This is a genomic window from Paenibacillus sp. EZ-K15, from assembly GCF_002573715.1.
Lineage (GTDB): Bacteria > Bacillota > Bacilli > Paenibacillales > Paenibacillaceae > Paenibacillus_AQ.
Map to the genome: position 1 here is coordinate 130,211 of NZ_PDHM01000007.1, position 15,986 is coordinate 146,196.

The 15,986-nt window shown below is 51.6% G+C and carries 17 protein-coding genes; 10 read left to right on the plus strand and 7 right to left on the minus strand.

Annotation, left to right across the window (positions count from 1 at the left end; all coding sequences use genetic code 11):
- Positions 1–118 precede the first annotated feature (118 nt).
- From CRG97_RS04230 to CRG97_RS04245, 4 genes are all read right to left on the minus strand, one after another.
- Entirely contained in the window at positions 119–1,126 is a 1,008-nt protein-coding gene (locus tag CRG97_RS04230) for a HAMP domain-containing histidine kinase (RefSeq protein WP_098741906.1), read from the minus strand.
- On the minus strand, positions 1,123–1,824 hold the full coding sequence (locus CRG97_RS04235) for a response regulator transcription factor (RefSeq protein ID WP_098741972.1): 702 nt from the start codon (positions 1,822–1,824) through the stop codon (positions 1,123–1,125). The genes CRG97_RS04230 and CRG97_RS04235 overlap by 4 nt, the downstream gene beginning before the upstream one ends.
- Before the next feature lie 410 nt (positions 1,825–2,234).
- Entirely contained in the window at positions 2,235–3,737 is a 1,503-nt protein-coding gene (locus CRG97_RS04240; RefSeq protein WP_098741907.1) for a sensor histidine kinase, read from the minus strand.
- Entirely contained in the window at positions 3,734–4,420 is a 687-nt protein-coding gene (locus CRG97_RS04245) for a response regulator transcription factor (RefSeq protein WP_098741908.1), read from the minus strand. The genes CRG97_RS04240 and CRG97_RS04245 overlap by 4 nt, the downstream gene beginning before the upstream one ends.
- A gap of 238 nt (positions 4,421–4,658) precedes the next feature.
- Here CRG97_RS04245 and CRG97_RS04250 point away from each other — a divergent pair, with 238 nt between their 5' ends.
- The 4 genes from CRG97_RS04250 (at position 4,659) to CRG97_RS04265 (ending at position 7,811) form a co-directional block, all read left to right on the plus strand.
- Positions 4,659–5,423: a pirin family protein gene (locus tag CRG97_RS04250; RefSeq protein WP_098741909.1), complete on the plus strand. Its 765-nt coding sequence runs from the start codon at positions 4,659–4,661 to the stop codon at positions 5,421–5,423.
- A 366-nt stretch (positions 5,424–5,789) separates the two neighbouring features.
- Positions 5,790–6,644, plus strand: a complete 855-nt coding sequence (locus CRG97_RS04255) for a C40 family peptidase (RefSeq protein ID WP_237566287.1) — start codon at positions 5,790–5,792, stop codon at positions 6,642–6,644.
- A gap of 189 nt (positions 6,645–6,833) precedes the next feature.
- Entirely contained in the window at positions 6,834–7,031 is a 198-nt protein-coding gene (locus tag CRG97_RS04260; RefSeq protein ID WP_076326037.1) for a YwbE family protein, read from the plus strand.
- 174 nt (positions 7,032–7,205) lie between these two features.
- The gene (locus tag CRG97_RS04265; protein WP_237566288.1) at positions 7,206–7,811 is read left to right on the plus strand and encodes a hypothetical protein; all 606 of its coding nucleotides are present in this window, start codon (positions 7,206–7,208) and stop codon (positions 7,809–7,811) included.
- Between the two features lie 61 nt (positions 7,812–7,872).
- On the opposite strand, the gene CRG97_RS04270 is transcribed toward CRG97_RS04265, so the two are convergent.
- Positions 7,873–8,235, minus strand: coding sequence for an AMP-dependent synthetase and ligase (locus tag CRG97_RS04270; RefSeq protein ID WP_098741910.1), 363 nt, complete (start codon positions 8,233–8,235; stop codon positions 7,873–7,875).
- 75 nt (positions 8,236–8,310) lie between these two features.
- Positions 8,311–8,796, minus strand: a complete 486-nt coding sequence (locus CRG97_RS04275) for a GAF domain-containing protein (RefSeq protein WP_098741911.1) — start codon at positions 8,794–8,796, stop codon at positions 8,311–8,313.
- Positions 8,797–8,984: 188 nt separating this feature from the next.
- Between CRG97_RS04275 and CRG97_RS04280 the strand changes: the two genes are divergently transcribed.
- Complete coding sequence (locus tag CRG97_RS04280; protein ID WP_071221900.1) at positions 8,985–9,290, plus strand: hypothetical protein; 306 nt, start codon at positions 8,985–8,987, stop codon at positions 9,288–9,290.
- Positions 9,291–9,396: 106 nt separating this feature from the next.
- Here the strand turns inward: CRG97_RS04280 and CRG97_RS04285 are convergent, their stop codons facing one another.
- Positions 9,397–10,419 (minus strand): alpha/beta hydrolase, encoded by a 1,023-nt coding sequence (locus CRG97_RS04285; protein WP_098741912.1) that lies wholly within the window; start codon positions 10,417–10,419, stop codon positions 9,397–9,399.
- 225 nt (positions 10,420–10,644) lie between these two features.
- On the opposite strand from CRG97_RS04285, the gene CRG97_RS04290 reads away from it, so the two are divergent.
- The 5 genes from CRG97_RS04290 (at position 10,645) to CRG97_RS04310 (ending at position 15,983) form a co-directional block, all read left to right on the plus strand.
- Entirely contained in the window at positions 10,645–11,226 is a 582-nt protein-coding gene (locus tag CRG97_RS04290) for a GNAT family N-acetyltransferase (protein WP_098741913.1), read from the plus strand.
- Position 11,227: 1 nt separating this feature from the next.
- A complete protein-coding gene (locus CRG97_RS04295) occupies positions 11,228–12,001 on the plus strand; it encodes an energy-coupling factor transporter transmembrane component T family protein (RefSeq protein WP_098741914.1) in 774 nt (257 codons plus the stop codon).
- A gap of 107 nt (positions 12,002–12,108) precedes the next feature.
- Positions 12,109–12,699, plus strand: a complete 591-nt coding sequence (locus CRG97_RS04300; protein WP_481856178.1) for an ECF transporter S component — start codon at positions 12,109–12,111, stop codon at positions 12,697–12,699.
- 5 nt (positions 12,700–12,704) lie between these two features.
- On the plus strand, positions 12,705–14,270 hold the full coding sequence (locus CRG97_RS04305; protein ID WP_237566289.1) for an ABC transporter ATP-binding protein: 1,566 nt from the start codon (positions 12,705–12,707) through the stop codon (positions 14,268–14,270).
- 192 nt (positions 14,271–14,462) lie between these two features.
- Positions 14,463–15,983: an MDR family MFS transporter gene (locus tag CRG97_RS04310; protein ID WP_098741915.1), complete on the plus strand. Its 1,521-nt coding sequence runs from the start codon at positions 14,463–14,465 to the stop codon at positions 15,981–15,983.
- Positions 15,984–15,986 lie beyond the last annotated feature (3 nt).

Genomic DNA, 15,986 nt, shown 5'->3' on the forward strand with positions numbered 1-15,986 from the left:
ACTTACAGTTACCTTACAACCTTGTAAGGTTTCTTTAACTGCCGTAAGTTAGATCAGGAACTGCCACTGCTATCGTTTCCTAATGGGCAAAAAGTGCTGCCCTACCTGCCGTTGAACATTATTGTGCAATCTGGCCTGAAGAATCTGTAAATATGATGCGGACCGTCGTTCCTTCATCGACCTTGGATTCGATCTCAAAGGCATGTCCAAGTTTATCGCATATTTGTTTGACAAGAAACAGCCCCATGCCTGTAGATTCTTGGAACCTGCGCCCGTTCTCTCCGGTAAAATAGGGGTCGAACACGCGCGGCAGGTCGCTCTGGGGAATGCCGATGCCTTCGTCCCGGATTTCAAGCACAACTTGATTCTCCCGGGTGTAGCCGTTAAAAAAGAGGGTGCCTTGTTCCTTCAGCGTATAGCGAACCGCATTGGTCAGCAGCTGTGTCAGCACAAAAGAGAGCCATTTCTCGTCCGTGGCCACCGTTAGTCCGGAATCGATCCGGATGGACGGGTAAATTCTCCGCCGGATGAACAGACGCTTTTGCTCGGAAGTGACATGACGGACGATTCGCTGAAGCGGCAGATTCTCCACGTGAAAGTCATGCTCGAACGTATCAAGCCTGGCGGTGTACAGCACCAGATCAAGCCCTTTTTTGAGTCGATCCAGCTCGTCGCCGATCGCGGCAAAACGGGGATCATCGTCATCCTGAAGGATCAGGTGAATGACCGAAATCGGGGTTTTCATCTGGTGGGCCCATTGGTTGATGAACTGAAGATGGCCTTCAATCTTATGCTTATAGTTATGCAGATCCGTGGTGTAATGCCGGAACTGGGTTTTCAGCAGTTGATGAAGCGCTTCGGCGAGCGGAGTATGGGAGGATTCTGCCGAGGATTCGCCGGTGAGGGATTCTCCCGGGAGCGGCTGTTCTAATCGTTTATAGAATGAACGGTTGGCAATAAATCGGAAGGCCAGATAGCCGAGAAGCAGCAGCAAGCTGATGATGCCTGCGTACAGACTAACCATCAAATTGCGATAGCCATCCAGTCTGTAAATGAGTGTTATTACGAGAAGCTGGGCTATGTAGATAATCATTAAGGGACGCTGTTCTTGCAGAAATAGCCTCATGCTTCGTCCCCCCAGTTCGGTACCAGTCGATAGCCGCGACCGCGCACGGTTTGAAGGCCATCCTCGATCCCGAGGGCAGCAAGTTTCTTGCGGACGCGGGTGATGTATACGTTCAGCGTATTATCGTCCACGAAGGCCTGATCATCCCATATTTTCTCCAGAAGCCGGTCCCTGCTGATGATCTGCTCGGGCTTCTTCATTAACTCGTCCAATATTTTGGCTTCAGTATGGCTGAGCTCCGTCTGGTTCTGCCCAAGCGACAGGGAGAGACGTTCAACGTCCAGCGTGAGTCCGGTGACGCTAAGCACGCGCTCATTCTGAGCGACAGCATAAGAGCCGTAGGCACGCCGGAGCTGGCTCTTGATTTTGGCCATGGCAATCTCGTAGTCAAAGGGTTTGGTTATATAATCATCGGCACCGTTCTCCAGCGCCATCACCTGATCCATCTTCCCGTCGCGGGCGGAGATGAAGATGATCGGGCAGGTGGAGAGGCTTCGGAACTGGCGGCACCAGTAATATCCGTCGTATTTTGGCAGATTGATATCCAGAAGCACAAGGTGGGGGTCATACGATTCAAATTGATCGCGTACCGTCTCGAAATCATGAACGGACTGCGTCATGTAACCGAATTTATGAAGATACTCTTTCAGCAGGTTGACCAGCCCGGTATCGTCTTCGACAATAAAGATTTTGAACATAGCGATCATAGTCCCTTCATTTTACATTCTTCTAGTACCGAGTGTATTGTACCAAATTGTCAGGATATAAGGAAAAAAATACGTTAGCAAAGACAGTGGGACATTAGGGAGAGCGGTGGGAAATTATGCCTTGCGCCCATCGTGATTTCTCCTAAAAAATGACTTGACGCTTGTGTCATCTGCTGATAATATACTTGATAATTCCAATCGAATAACTGTGATAAATTCAATCGACCAGTCTACTGGAGATCATGAGCATCCTTCATGATCTCCTTTTTTATTGTTATGATCTCATATTATTTAGCAACCAAGGAGGGGGAATCATCGATTGCGTGCAAATGACGAACTCAAACTGACGGCCGATGTTCTCGTCATTGGTGGTGGCCCTGCGGGGGCTTGTGAAGGGGATTTCAGGCTAAGGAATGAATGATACCCGGCCACTCGGCACGAAAAACCGTTCCTTGGTTGACCGTGCTGTCCATGCTCATTTGACCGCCATGTGCGGCAATGATGGATTGGGTAATGGATAATCCAAGACCCGCACCACCATGCTGTCTGGTCCGGGATTCATCGATGCGGTAGAACCGCTCGAACAGATGGGGCAGATGCTCCTCCGGAATCCCGGCTCCATTATCGCTAACCAGTAGTACGGCCTGGTCCTTGGTTTTATTAACCGTAAGGGTAATCCGCCCTGTGGCAGAATCGGTATGCTGTACCGCATTATGAAACAGGTTATAGATGACCTGTTTGATCTTATCGGGGTCACACCGGCACAGCACCGGTACCGCTTGAATCGTTACACTCCTGCCTTGGGCAAGCATCCTCAGATGGGGCTCCATCTCAAGCAGCAGCTGATCCAGCCGGGTTTCCTGCAGATGAAGCTCCGGCTTGCGGTCAAGCTTGGCTAACAGAAGCAAATCCTCGACCAACTTCTTCATGCGCTTGGATTCCCCGTGCATGCTGGATAGTGCAGCATGCAGCTGCTCCGGGTTGTCGGCAGCGCCGCGGCCAAGCACCTCCAGAAAGCCGTGAATCGAAGTGAGCGGCGTTCGCAGCTCATGGGAAGCATCGGCAATAAACCTCCGCATCTGCTCTTTGGCTTCGCGTTCCGTTTCAAACGCATCTTCGAGCCTTTCCAGCATGCCGTTAAACGATTCGGCCAAACGGTCAATCTCCCGTTGACCCTGTACGGCTGGAAAACGCTCCGCCAAGTTTCCAGCGTCTGTCCGCTCTACCGTTTCGACCATTCGGTTCAGCGGGTGGAGCGTCCGGCGCAGCAAAGGCAGGTACAGTGCAACCCCCGCAGCCATGGCAAGTACAGCCAGTACGGCAAAAATCAGCAGCTGCCGCAGCAGAACGGCATGCAGGGGCTGCGTATCCAATCCAAGCTGCAGCACACCTGAGGGGCTGCTCGGATTGCCGTAAGGGCGAAAGACAATGATCTGCTCGGTGCCCTCGGCATTGTCGATTACTTCATACGGAATAGGCTGACGCTCCTGGAATTTCTCTAGGATCGCTGAATAAGCTTCTGCTGTCAGCTGTGGTGCGGACAGACCGTTGTCCGCGGCCAGGTCGGTGTAGCTTCCGTCGGTTTCGATCTTGGCAAGCGACATATTCGGCAGAAAGAACATAGGTCTGTCTTCCTGACGCGGGTTTTCCGGAAGGGCTTCGTTATTTCGCCCTGCAGGCCGGTTACGCGGCTCCCGATCAGGCCCCCATAACTCCACGGGGATCGAGCGAGCCTGAAGGGAAAGTGCCTCGGCTTGATTGCGGAACAGGGCATTTTTCATTAACACATATTGTAATGCGCCGATCAGCACGAGCAGAAGCGCCAAGACAATGAGGGATCGTGACAGGAGCTGCGTACGTAGAGACGTAGGCCCGGATGAACGTATACGGTTTCGCAAACTCATGGCAAATCGACCCGGTAGCCGGCTCCGCGGAGCGTGCGAATGACCCGGTGCTCCTTATCGCCGAGCTTCTCGCGCAGGGATCGGATATAAACCTCCACGATGTTATCCTCTCCGCCAAAGTCATAATCCCACACAATATTCAAAATGTTCGTTTTACTCAAAACGCTGCCGTGTTTGGTCACAAGCAGTTTAAGCAGCTTATACTCCGTGGGCGACAGCTCAAGAGCCTCCCCCTGGTATGCAATTTCTTTCTTGCGGTCATCGATGATGAATGGACCAAGCTGGATTTCACCCAGCAGGCTCGGGAACTGGTTGCGCATCCTTGCTTGAATTCGGGCAAGCAGCTCTTCGAAACTGAAAGGCTTGGCCATGTAATCATCCGCTCCAATCATAAGGCCCTTCACACGATCATCAATCTCGTCCTTCGCGGTAAGCATAATGATCGCGACATCCCGGCCCTCCTCCTTCAACCGTCTGCATACCGCAAGCCCGTCCATTCCCGGCATCATCACATCCAGTACGATGATATGCGGCTCGAAGCGGCTTGCTTCCATTATCGCACGTTCCCCATCAGGGACCGTTCGTACCTCAAACCCTTCATTTTGGAGGCCAAGCTCCAGAAACTGCAGGATATGCGGCTCGTCATCCACTAGCAAAACGCGAATACGATGCATTGATTCCATAGCACAAAACTCCCCTTATCTCATTCCTTCAACTTTATCATACGTGCTCTAGCTGAATGAAGACTGAACGTGAACTGAAAATAAACTGAAAAGTGATTCGCAAATATGCATTCTCAATAAGGGAATTTAAGGATGTTGATATATATTCTGTTATCGTTGATACTATCTTAAAGCCGAGATAATCAATGCAGCACCTGTTCAGGGTCCATCATGGATGGGTGAAAGGAGGAGACTGGACATGATAGGAAATGTATATCCACCCGAGAATCAGAGCGAGGGCTCTCTCGATGGAGGAAGGATAACGGAGCAGAAGCCGATCGGTTTCTCCGGAGAAGGGTCTGCCGTGACCCGGGTGGGACCGCTTTTCTATTGGTCCTGGTTTCGTTCGCCCGTCGAAGGTTATATCGCGCCTCATCCCCATCAGGGTTTTGAAATCGTGACTTATATGATTCAGGGAAAGGGCGTCCATAAGGATTCGCATGGCACGCTCAATGAGTTGGGGCCTGGAGGCCTGCAATTGATGAGGGCCGGTTCCGGACTAACGCACGAAGAACGTCTGACTGGGCCGGATGCAGAAGGATTTCAGATTTGGTTCGAGCCGTATCTTCGCGATTCATTGAAACAGAACCCTGCCTGTCGTCAGTATCGACCGGATTTCTTCCCGGTAACCCGCATACAGGGTGGACTGGTCAAAACGATGATTGGCGGTTCTGCACCAACCGATTTATCCGTAGATGTGAGGATGCTGGATATTCAGATTCTGGCTGGTAATGGAGCTCAGTATGAACTGAAGTCGGGCAGGAGAGCGGCTGTGCTTGCCGTAAGGGGAGCTGGCAGCTTTTGTACCGAAGAGGAAAGTCTTCTATTTCGTCAGCGGGACTTTATGGTAATGGATACAAAGCTGGGCGAGACGCTAAGCCTTAAGGCGCAAGACAATGTCAGGGTTATCCTGATTGACGTACCGGAAAACCCTGGGTATCCGCTCTATTCCAAGAGGCCATAAGGTCAAAAGTTTACAAAATTGTAGTGGAATGAAATTTAGGATGTACGATAAACTAGAGTCTGTCAGATGGGGATACCCGTCTGGGCAGGCTTTTTCAGCTGTAGGAAGGATCGAAATATATTCTCTCATGCAACAATAGTAAGAAAAAATACGTATATATGGTAAGTAGAAAGACCCAACAGAGGATTCCGGCGTTCGTTATACCGGGCTGGTTGGGTTATTTTGGCATGTTTTATTTCTATAATAATCTATTTATACTAAATTCAAGTATAAATAGAGACTAAAGTCCCCCTCTTTACCAATAGTTGGCATGCGCTTTTGTGAGGATGGTAGCATGCGTCCCGAGACATGGCCTGTCTATAATGATTGCGGGATGACGAAAATGACAATTTCGTCATTCCGCAATCTAACGAGATGGGGGAGATCATTATTTTCTCGAAAAAAAGCTTTAAACAATTGATGGCCGGAGCGCTTCTATCAGCAGCGGTTCTTGGTTCTTACGGATATGGGTCTGTGAATGAAGTGGCTGCTGCCAGCGTGCAGTCAGTAACCAAAGGTGTAGCAAGCTCGAATGTGTATATGCGCAATAAGGCTTCGACTTCGGGTAAAGTCGTTGACCGCGTGCATAAGGGTGACCGCGTTCAAATTCTGGGCAGCAGCTCAGGCTGGTATAAGATCAAAACCTCGGACGGCAAGCAAGGATATGCTTCGTCTAAATATATTAACCAAAGCAGCGGCTCTTCTAACAATTCCGGCAATTCGGGAAGTACTGCGCCTTCTACCAGCGCCAGCGTTGAAAAAGTAATCAGTGCAGGCATGAAGTATCTGGGCACGCCGTACGAGTTCGGTTCTAACCGTAATTCAACGAAAACCTTTGACTGCTCGGCCTTTGTCCGCCGCGCATTTATGGAAGGCGCCAACATTACGCTGCCAAGCGATTCCCGTGCGCAAGGGCAATACGTCAAGGACAAAGGCACAGCTGTTTATAACGTGAATCAATTAAAACGCGGGGATCTCGTATTCTTTATGAGTTACAGAGGTTCATCGGCATCCGCTTATGCCGGATTGGACAAGTCCAAACAGCGGATCACCCATGTAGCTATTTATTTGGGAGACAATAAGCTGCTGCATACGTACTCAAAACAATCCGGTGGTGTCCTTGTAGGTACCTTCGGTGATTCCTGGAAAAATCGCTTCATGCATGGAGGAAGCGTCCTGTAGCGCATCATAATTTTTCATTGGGTATGTACCCGTACTTAGAATGAGATAGAAGGACTGTCCGATTCGAGGATCTGAATGATCTTTTAACGGGCAGTCCTTTGTTGTTTGGAATTTGCTTTTCAACCTTGATTTCAGTAAGGTGGACAATAGAGAATGGACAGCATCAAGAAATGGACAGGAGGGACGACGATGAACGGTGGGCAGCGTTCCAATATCAAACCGGGACTTGAGGTTGATATCGTATTGAAGCAGGATCAGCGAACGGGCAAATTAACGCGCGGCGTGGTCAAGGATATTCTGACCAATTCCCCGAACCATCCGCATGGCATTAAAGTACGCCTTCAAGATGGCCAGGTGGGACGGATAAAGAACATTTATGAGTCTTGAAATTCGAAGCAGTCCTGTGGCCGTCAAAAAACTCAGGCTGCCATGAATAGAACAGTTTGACTATAAGTCGATCCAAAACTTCGCAATTCTGAGGAGTTTTGGATACGGCTTTTTTGCAGTTCTGTGCAACATTGCCCTCTGACCATCCGTCTGGAAGTTGAGGTGAAAATGAAGATGAAAAGATACCTTTATATGGGATTTATCTTGATGTTGATGCTAACAGGTTGTGTGAAGCAGGAGACGCTAGGGGCGGCTCCGTCTGATCCTCCATTGAATATAGCTGCCAAGGGACATCATGCGGAAGTTCCTGACGGCGACTTCGTGTATCGCCTCGTTAGCGAGAAGGAGCAGTACGAGCATGGAGATCAGGTTCGAGTATACGCGGAACTGGAGTATGTCGGCGAGTTGGATGAGGTTACGATTGGCCATGCGGCTTCCGCCTTTTATTTCCCGATGAAAGAGCTCACAAGGGACTACAACATCAGTTATGCCATGAATGAGCCCTATATTACAACCACGCTGAAAAAGGGCGAGCCCCTTCGCGAGTATTATAAAATGCGTAGCGGATACGGCAGCAATGACGATAAAAAGTTCAAAGATTTTATCCGTTCCCTGAAGAATGGCTTTCCAGATGGGGACTACGTCGTCTATGGATCCGCGGATTTCGTGATGGATTCACAGTCGCAAGGCGTGGATCAGGGCGGTTCGAACGGGGAAGAGCCAAAGAGGTATAAGGTACAAGCCGAGATCGAATTCAAAGTAAGTGCAGAGAAGAAGTAGATAATAATAGAAGGGGTATCTCGCAGATCTTATCGATCTATGAGATACCCCTTTTAGATTATTATTGGAAGCCTTGGCCTTGGTGTGTGTTAGGAAAACCCTGTTGGCCAAACGAAGGCTGAATGTGCTGTGTTTGGTTGTGAGCTTGCACGGAATTCTCGACTTGTCTAACGATTTGGGAGATTTGCTGATACTGCTGCATCGCCTGTTGATGTCCTTGAAGGGCAGACTGGATCATCTGTGCCGCTTGACGCTCACGTTGAGCGAGCTCCTCCAGGCGGGCTGCATTTTGTTGCTCTTGCTGCATCAGCTGCTGGTACATAGCCGAACCCTGCTGTGTTTGCTGGGTCAACTGCTGAAGAATTTGCTCGCACTGACGAATTTGCTGCGAAATTTGCGAGTTGTTGTTATTCATTTGATACATAGCTTGTATTCCTCCTAAGAATTGTGGTTTCAAATCCTTGGTTAGTGTACGGAAGAATACGTAAAAACATCCTGATTATAAAGTGAGCTGCCCTTCCAATATATGGACAAACCCCTCCAGAAAAGCTTGATCCTCCTGGTCGAAACGGTTCTTCAGCGGACTATCGATATCGAGAACGCCATACAATGCGCCATCCACCATTACCGGAACAACAATCTCGCTGTTCGAAGCTGCATCACAGGCAATGTGCCCGGGGAATTCATGTACATCGGCAACTAGCAGTGTCGTCTGTTCAGCCGCAGCCGTGCCGCAAACGCCACGATTCATCGGAATCCGAATGCAAGCGGGCAGTCCTTGGAACGGCCCGAGCACCAGTTCTTTGCCATCATAGAGATAGAAGCCGACCCAATTCGTATCAGACAGAAACTGCTTGAGCAGCGCCGAGGCATTGGACAAATTGGCAATGGCATTGGGCTCATCGTGTATAAGTGCTTTTAACTGGTTCAGGACCTGGGCATATTGCTCGCTCCGGGTGCCTTCGTAGGGTGTGTTTTGAAACATGTGATTATCCGCCTTTCCTTATTTTCGCGTTGGTTCCATCACCTTAGTATAAGTATATGATATTCGTCAAGAGACAAGCCAAGAGGAAGAAAGCCCCAAGTGAATCCAGCTGATTCCTCTCCTAGGCGCAAGGGTAATGTATGACATGACCAGGTATCAATTTAATCAGGTGGAGGGAGAGAACCTTAATGCGGGCAGACGTACAGAATTTGTTTATTGGTATTCATATGCTCTATCACGCCCATGAGCGGGACCTTACGATCAGCGAGATGCAGCCCGAGCTGGAGCGCCATGGATATAAGGTTGGCGATAGGGAGGTTAAGCATGAGCTCGAACGATTGACCGAGGAGAACTTCCTGACGGCGCACGGTGAAGGATACAGCCTCACGGGAGCCGGGATCGAGGAATTCAAGGAAATTCAGAGCAGGCTTAAGGAGCTTTGCGATGAAGTGCTTAAACCGGTGAATCCCAAGAAGGCAGACTCCATGGCGTAATTAGCTAACAGCATAACATTATGAAGAAGCCCCCGACCCACGCTGGTTCTTATGCGTGCAGGCGGGGGCTTTTTTGAAGAGATAAGAAAGGGTTATAGCCAGTGAACTATATCGTTTCAAGTGAGCCGTCCATCTCCAGCTGGAAAGGATGCGGGGCAGGCGCAGCCTCCGTTTCCGGCTGAGATACTCGTTCAGCTTCCGACTGCGGTACTTTCACGGGTTGATCAATATGTTCACGAAGGAAAGAGTGCACGCTTTCCCGATATAACTTGGGATTAATATGATAAGCGTTCGCATGGATAGCGCCTTCGATAAGAAGAAGTTTTTTCGGGTCCGGTTTAGCCTCGAACATCTCGATACTCATCCGGGTAGGCACGTAATTATCCTTGGTGCCATGGATAAACATAACCGGCAGCGTGCTGTTCCGAACAGCACGGATCGGACTGACTTGATCGAGGCTGAACCCGGCTTTGCGCCGAATTCTGGCGTTGACCCAAGACAAGAACGGCACCGAAGGAACTTTGTTAATGCGCGTAAGCTGATGCCGCATTAAATCCGTCAAATCGGAATACGGGCAATCGGCGATGACAAGCTTGACCTGCGGCTCGGCAATGGACAAATATTCAAGCACGGTTCCGCCTCCCAGCGATTGACCATGCAGCCCGATGGCCACATCCTGGCCATACTGTCGAATAAGCCAGCGCACCCACGCTTGCACATCATGTTTCTCATAATAGCCGTAGGTAGTATAACGTCCTTCGCTTCGTCCATGCCGGCGTTGATCGATGAGGAGTACATTGTAGCCCTCTTCTGTGAACAAATCGATAAATTGAGTGGATACGGCTCGGGATCCGGTATAGCCGTGAGCGAGAAGCATCCAATGCTTGGAGCCGGGATTGTTCTCAATGGCTGCGCCGCACAGCTTCAATCCGTCAAAACTCGTGATAACCACTTCGTTCTTCTGAAGTGACTCATATTGCTTTCTGCTGTATAGTCCGGCTTTTTCCAGAACGGTGAACAGCTTGAGATCGTTCTTTACTCGCATCCTCGTAATTTGCAGATATCCGATTTGTGTAATGGCAGCGGCAATGACAACGACGGTGAACAGCAAGACAATCGCGATATACATACTCAGATGACTTTCCTCCTTCTTCCGTGCTGTACAAGGGGGGCCGTAACATGCATATTGACGTAAGCCTCCCGAATCCATCAATATAGATACATCTAGGTTCTAAGATGCAGATGGATGACCAGGACACGGATTAAATATTCGCTATACTCTTTTATACACGCACATAGTATCACCGGAAACAGCGCATACAAGTCAGTTTTTTTGCAAGGAGGTGCGAAAGCCATGTATGTTTGCGAGGGAATCATTCCGGAAATAAAAGGCGGGCGAATACGCCTGCGAAGGATGGAAGCGGATGATGCGGAGGCGATGCTGCACTGTTGGTCCGATCCGAAGACGAGCGCTTTTCTGGATTTGCCTGCTATGCATTCGGCTGAGGACGCAAAGGCATTGATTCATTGGCTGCATCTGCTTGCCGAGCAGGACGAAGCCATCCGCTGGGGCATCGAAGTCATCGACACCGGCCAATTGATCGGCAGCTGCGGGTTTAATATTTGGCAGCTGGAGGGCGCATTCAAGGGCGAGTTCGGCTGTGAGCTCACAAGCGCTTATTGGGGGCAGGGCTTCATGTCGGAGGCGGCCGAAATGGTTGCGGCATTTGGGTACACATCCATGGGACTAAACCGGATCGAAGCTTTTGTTGATCCGAGAAATGAACGGGCATGCCGTTGGTTTACGGGGATCGGTTATACGCGCGAAGGACTATTACGGGATTATCGCCATACGCCAAGCGGTTATGTGGATGCCGTCGTTTTTTCACGGTTAAGAAAAGATTGGGAAAGGCCGATAGAGAGGCAGGAGTTGTAATATGCTGATTCAATATGAGAAGGGTAACACGCTTCTTCATCGATATGATCCATTAAGCAAGCTGGTGATATTATTTTGTACCGCTGTGATAGCCATGCTGCTTGATCAGACCTGGCAGCAGGCAGTATTCCTCCTGCTATGCGTCGGACAAGCCCGATTTGCAGGCCAGGTATCAGGCAAACGGCTGCTGGGTGGGATCCGGCTGATTGGGATGGTTGCGGTCCCCTATTTCATTCTGACCAGCCTGACGGTCAAAGGAGAGACGGTATGGCTACAGTGGGGACCTATCTCCCTGACGGTGGAGGCGCTGAACGCTTCGGGTGCCATGACGCTCCGGATGTTTACCTTGTTTCTAACCTCGATGGCTTATATCTTGACAACAGATCCGAGAGAACTGGTAGCCGAATTGACCCGACGTCTTCGAATCCCTTACCGGTTTGCGTTTGGCATATCCGCTGCGCTAACCTTCATCCCGCTGTTGGAGGAAGAGGGAACTCATATTCTGGCTGCTCAGCAAGTAAGGGGCCATCGACCGCCCAGGGGCCTCGGTAACCGCATCCGCTACGGCTTGAAGTTTGCATCGGCTGTTCTGCTCAATGCGCTGCGGCGTGTGCAGCAAACGGCGGGTGCCATGGAGTCCAAAGGCTTTGGCGCGTATCCGGACCGAACGTACCGCACGGAGGTTAACATTCCATCTTGGGCGGTCATATCGGCTGTCTTGTATGTACTGGCAACGGTTTTCGTGTGGTGGATTGTCCGAATTGTTAACCAATAATAATAAAAATTAGGTTGACGTTAAGGGCGGAAGCATGCAAAATATGAAATGAAGCATTCGAAAGCGCTAGTACAGCCGCCCATGGCTGGAAATAAGGAGGACTACATTTGAATTCATCATCATCCCCCAAAAAATGGTTTGTTTTTACGACGCAGGAAATTATCCTGATGGCGATGCTCGCTGCCGTCAATGCCGTTCTGACTGTATACATAGGGCCGGTTAACAAACTGCTGAACAGTCTTGGCGGACCCATCGCGACTTCGACGACGACGGGCATCTATATGGTATATGGGCTCTTGGCCTATTACATCATTCGTAAACCGGGAACGGCGGTTGTTACGTTTGCGATTGGCGGCACGATTCAGGCTCTGACGGGCACGGTATACGGCATCGCTTCATGTTTTGTGGCCGCAGGCTGTTATATGATCGTGGCCGAGACGATTTTTGCCATCTACCGCCACAAAAAGTGGAGTGCCGGCGTGCTCATGCTGGTTGGCGGCGCGATGGTACCGTTATGGTTCCTGTTCGCGGCCAACATGTTCGGATATACGTCCTGGCCGCTTGAAGTGCTTAGCATCGCGCTGGTTGTGCGCATTCTGAGCGGCGTGCTCCTCTGTGGTCTGTTAACCAAAGTGTTAGGAGAGGCGTTAGTGAAGACAGGCCTGCTTCGCCGGTTTGCCATCGCCGTGAAGGGATAGGTACCATGTCGGGAACAACGGTAACATGCCGAGAACTCGGGTTTATCTACGATGGAGAAGAGCGCACGGTTATACAGGATCTCCATCTGGAGATCGAGCAGAACGGGTGGGTCGCTATCCTTGGGGCAAGCGGCAGCGGGAAGTCGACGCTTTGCCAACTGCTGTGCGGTCTTCTTCCGCGGAGCGGCGGAGGTACAAGAACAGGGGAAGTGCTGCTGGATGGCATTGATCCCGCAGCGGCGCCGATTGCCGACGTAGCCGAGGCGGTAGGGGTATTGTTTCAGGATCCGGATGCGCAGCTCGTTCAAGGCATCGTAGAGGACGAGGCGGCCTTCGGTCCTGAAAATATGCGGGTTTCACCCGCTGAGATTGAGGAGCGGGTGGTGCACTCCCTTACGGCGGTCGAGCTGCTGGAGCGCCGGATGGATCCGGTGCGCAGCCTGTCCGGCGGACAGCGGCAGCGGACGGCCATTGCCGCGGTGCTGGCGCTGCGCCCGCGGCTCTTCGTCTTCGACGACGCCTGCGCGAGCCTGGATGCCGCGGCGCAGGCGAACTTCCTGCAGCTGTGCCATAAGCTGCAGGCGGAGGGCCGGACGCTCATCACCGCGTCCGGCCGCTTTGACGATGTCGCGCGCGCAGCGCAGCGCGTCATCGTCCTGGACGGCGGGACCGTCGTGCTTGACGGTCCGCCGGAGGAGCTGCTGCACCGCTGCGGGGAGCAGCTGGTGCAGTTGGGCTTGTTGCCTCGGCCCGCAGGCGAGGCAACAAGCGCGTCCGCCGGAGACAAGCTTGTCCCGGCGGCAACTCCCCCGCATCTGGCTGAGCGCCATGCGGGCAAGCAGATCGCCGCAGGTTCCATGCCTGCGGCGGTACCCCATGCAAAAGGCGGGAGGGAGTCTGCCGCCTCCCCATTGCTTGAGATCGATTCGCTAACATTTGCCTATCCCGGGGGCCGGGAGGCGCTGTGCGATATCCATGCGAACATTTACCCCGGCGACTGGGTGCTGTTAACGGGGGAGAACGGCTCCGGCAAAACAACCCTCAGCCGCCTGATCATGGGGCTGCTGCCGGCTCCGGCAGGCAGCATACGCTGGCAAGGGGAAGATACGAAGGGAATGGCCGTCTACCGCAGAGCCGAGATGATCGGCTATGTGTTCCAGCAGCCGGAATATATGTTTACCGCCCCGAATGTGTGGGAGGAACTGATTTACAGTCTTCATGGAGGGGTGTCCGTGAAGAAGCGTCCGGAGCTGTCTGCCAGCCAGCAGCAACGAGCGAGGTTCCTGTTGGAGAAGGCGGGACTTGCGGATCGGCTTCAGATGTCACCCTACCTGCTCAGTCAGGGTGAGAAGCGCCTTCTGAGCATCATCAGCCAATTGATGCTGGAGAGAGCGCTGTACATCCTGGACGAACCGACGTCGGGGATGGACTATGCCGCCATCGATAAGGTGATCGAGCTGTGCCATTTTGTCATTGGGGAAGGTTCGGCCATATTGATGATTACGCACGATCCCGAGCTCATGAAGAGACATGCTACATCGTTCATTCATCTGAAGAGCGGGAAAAAGTGACTGTGCAACCTTCAAGGTAACCTTTATAATAGAAATATTACATGATATGAAAGCGCTCCTGGTATCGGGAGGCGCTTTTTATGCTGTTGGCCCCGGTTGAACCCTATCTCTATAAAGGATACATACCAGAAACCTGTTGCAGCAGGGCTGGGATTATACCGGGGCTGTCTAGAGTAAAGGGGACGAAGGAACGTGGGTGTATTAAAACAAAACAAACGCGGTTATATCTTGGTTGGTATTCTGTTATCCACCTTTATGGCTGCGATTGAAGGAACGGTTGTCGGTCCGGCGGGCCCGGCGATTATCAGCAGCTTCGGCAGCGTGAGTCTGATGAGCTGGATCTTCACGGCCTATCTGCTGACGATGGCTGTGACAACGCCGATCTTCGGTAAAATAAGCGATTTATATGGACGCAAGCCCGTATTTTTATACGGCTCGCTGATTTTTCTCGTAGGCTCATTGCTGTGCGGCCTGTCGCAGAACATGACGCAGCTGATTATATTCAGGGCGATCCAAGGGATCGGGGCGGGCGCCGTCATTCCCGTGACCTTCACGATTGTCGGGGACATTTACAATCTGGAGGAGCGTGGAAAAATTCAGGGGATGATCAGCTCCGTATGGGGAATCTCCTCTCTGATCGGCCCACTGCTTGGCGGGTATTTTGTCGACTACCTGTCCTGGCACTGGATCTTTGTCTTTAATGTACCGTTTGCGCTGTTATCGATATGGCTGATTTTCCGTTATTTCAAAGAGGAACGCACCACCCGCGAGGTGTCGATCGATTACGGGGGAGCGGCCCTGTTTACCGTAGGGATGACGGCGCTGCTATTTGCACTCGCGGTAGGCGGCGGAGAGACGTATTCCTGGACTTCTCCATTCATGCTCAGTCTGATCATCGGTTCCGTGGTGCTGCTTCTTGCGTTCCTGGTGGTGGAAAGCAAGGTGAAGGAGCCGATGCTGCCGCTTCATCTGTTCAAGATCAGGGATATTACGGTATCGACGGTGGCCAACATTCTGGTCAGTGCGCTTATCATCGGGTTGACCACGTATTTGCCGCTGTGGATTCAAGGCGTTCGAGGTGGCAACGCAACCTTGTCGGGACTGACATTGGCCCCGATGTCGATCGGATGGCTCATCGGTTCGATTATCAGCGGCCGTTTGATCGTTAAATCCGGCTCCCGGAAAACAGCGATTATCGGCGTCGTATTCCTAATGATCGGAGCGGTGGGGTTGGCTTATATGCATAAGGATACGGCGCTGGGCGTGCTGCTGGTCTTTACGTTCATTTATGGGGTCGGCTTCGGATATATCTCCACCTTGTTTCAGATCATTGCACAATCCTCGGTGGGTTATCAGGTTCGGGGAGCGTCCACGGCGCTGAACTCCTTCATTCGGACGTTCGGTCAGACCGTGGGCGTAGCGGTGTTCGGATTATGGGTCAACGCGGGAATTGCGGGCAGACTTGCGGCGGAGCCGGATGCTGCAGGTATTACCAGCGACGACATTAACAAATTACTCTCTCCGCATGGAATGGCTGAACTGCCTGAAGGGTCAGGCGGTCTGCTGAGCGGAATACTGGAGGGCAGTCTGAATTCGCTGTTTGTGGTGATGGCCGTCATGGCCGTGATCTGTTTGTTTATCGTGGCCGCCTTCCGCAATGCTCCTCCTGAACCGGAGGCGGAAACGGAAGAGGCGCAGACTTCAATGAAATGATAA

Bases quoted from the DNA above. Each gene is read 5' to 3' on its own strand.
- CRG97_RS04230 (WP_098741906.1), bottom strand. From the start codon at position 1,126: ATGAGGCTATTTCTGCAAGAACAGCGTCCCTTAATGATTATCTACATA.
- CRG97_RS04235 (WP_098741972.1), bottom strand. From the start codon at position 1,824: ATGTTCAAAATCTTTATTGTCGAAGACGATACCGGGCTGGTCAACCTG.
- CRG97_RS04240 (WP_098741907.1), bottom strand. From the start codon at position 3,737: ATGAGTTTGCGAAACCGTATACGTTCATCCGGGCCTACGTCTCTACGT.
- CRG97_RS04245 (WP_098741908.1), bottom strand. From the start codon at position 4,420: ATGGAATCAATGCATCGTATTCGCGTTTTGCTAGTGGATGACGAGCCG.
- CRG97_RS04250 (WP_098741909.1), top strand. From the start codon at position 4,659: ATGATAGGAAATGTATATCCACCCGAGAATCAGAGCGAGGGCTCTCTC.
- CRG97_RS04260 (WP_076326037.1), top strand. From the start codon at position 6,834: ATGAACGGTGGGCAGCGTTCCAATATCAAACCGGGACTTGAGGTTGAT.
- CRG97_RS04265 (WP_237566288.1), top strand. From the start codon at position 7,206: ATGAAAAGATACCTTTATATGGGATTTATCTTGATGTTGATGCTAACA.
- CRG97_RS04270 (WP_098741910.1), bottom strand. From the start codon at position 8,235: ATGTATCAAATGAATAACAACAACTCGCAAATTTCGCAGCAAATTCGT.
- CRG97_RS04275 (WP_098741911.1), bottom strand. From the start codon at position 8,796: ATGTTTCAAAACACACCCTACGAAGGCACCCGGAGCGAGCAATATGCC.
- CRG97_RS04280 (WP_071221900.1), top strand. From the start codon at position 8,985: ATGCGGGCAGACGTACAGAATTTGTTTATTGGTATTCATATGCTCTAT.
- CRG97_RS04285 (WP_098741912.1), bottom strand. From the start codon at position 10,419: ATGTATATCGCGATTGTCTTGCTGTTCACCGTCGTTGTCATTGCCGCT.
- CRG97_RS04290 (WP_098741913.1), top strand. From the start codon at position 10,645: ATGTATGTTTGCGAGGGAATCATTCCGGAAATAAAAGGCGGGCGAATA.
- CRG97_RS04295 (WP_098741914.1), top strand. From the start codon at position 11,228: ATGCTGATTCAATATGAGAAGGGTAACACGCTTCTTCATCGATATGAT.
- CRG97_RS04305 (WP_237566289.1), top strand. From the start codon at position 12,705: ATGTCGGGAACAACGGTAACATGCCGAGAACTCGGGTTTATCTACGAT.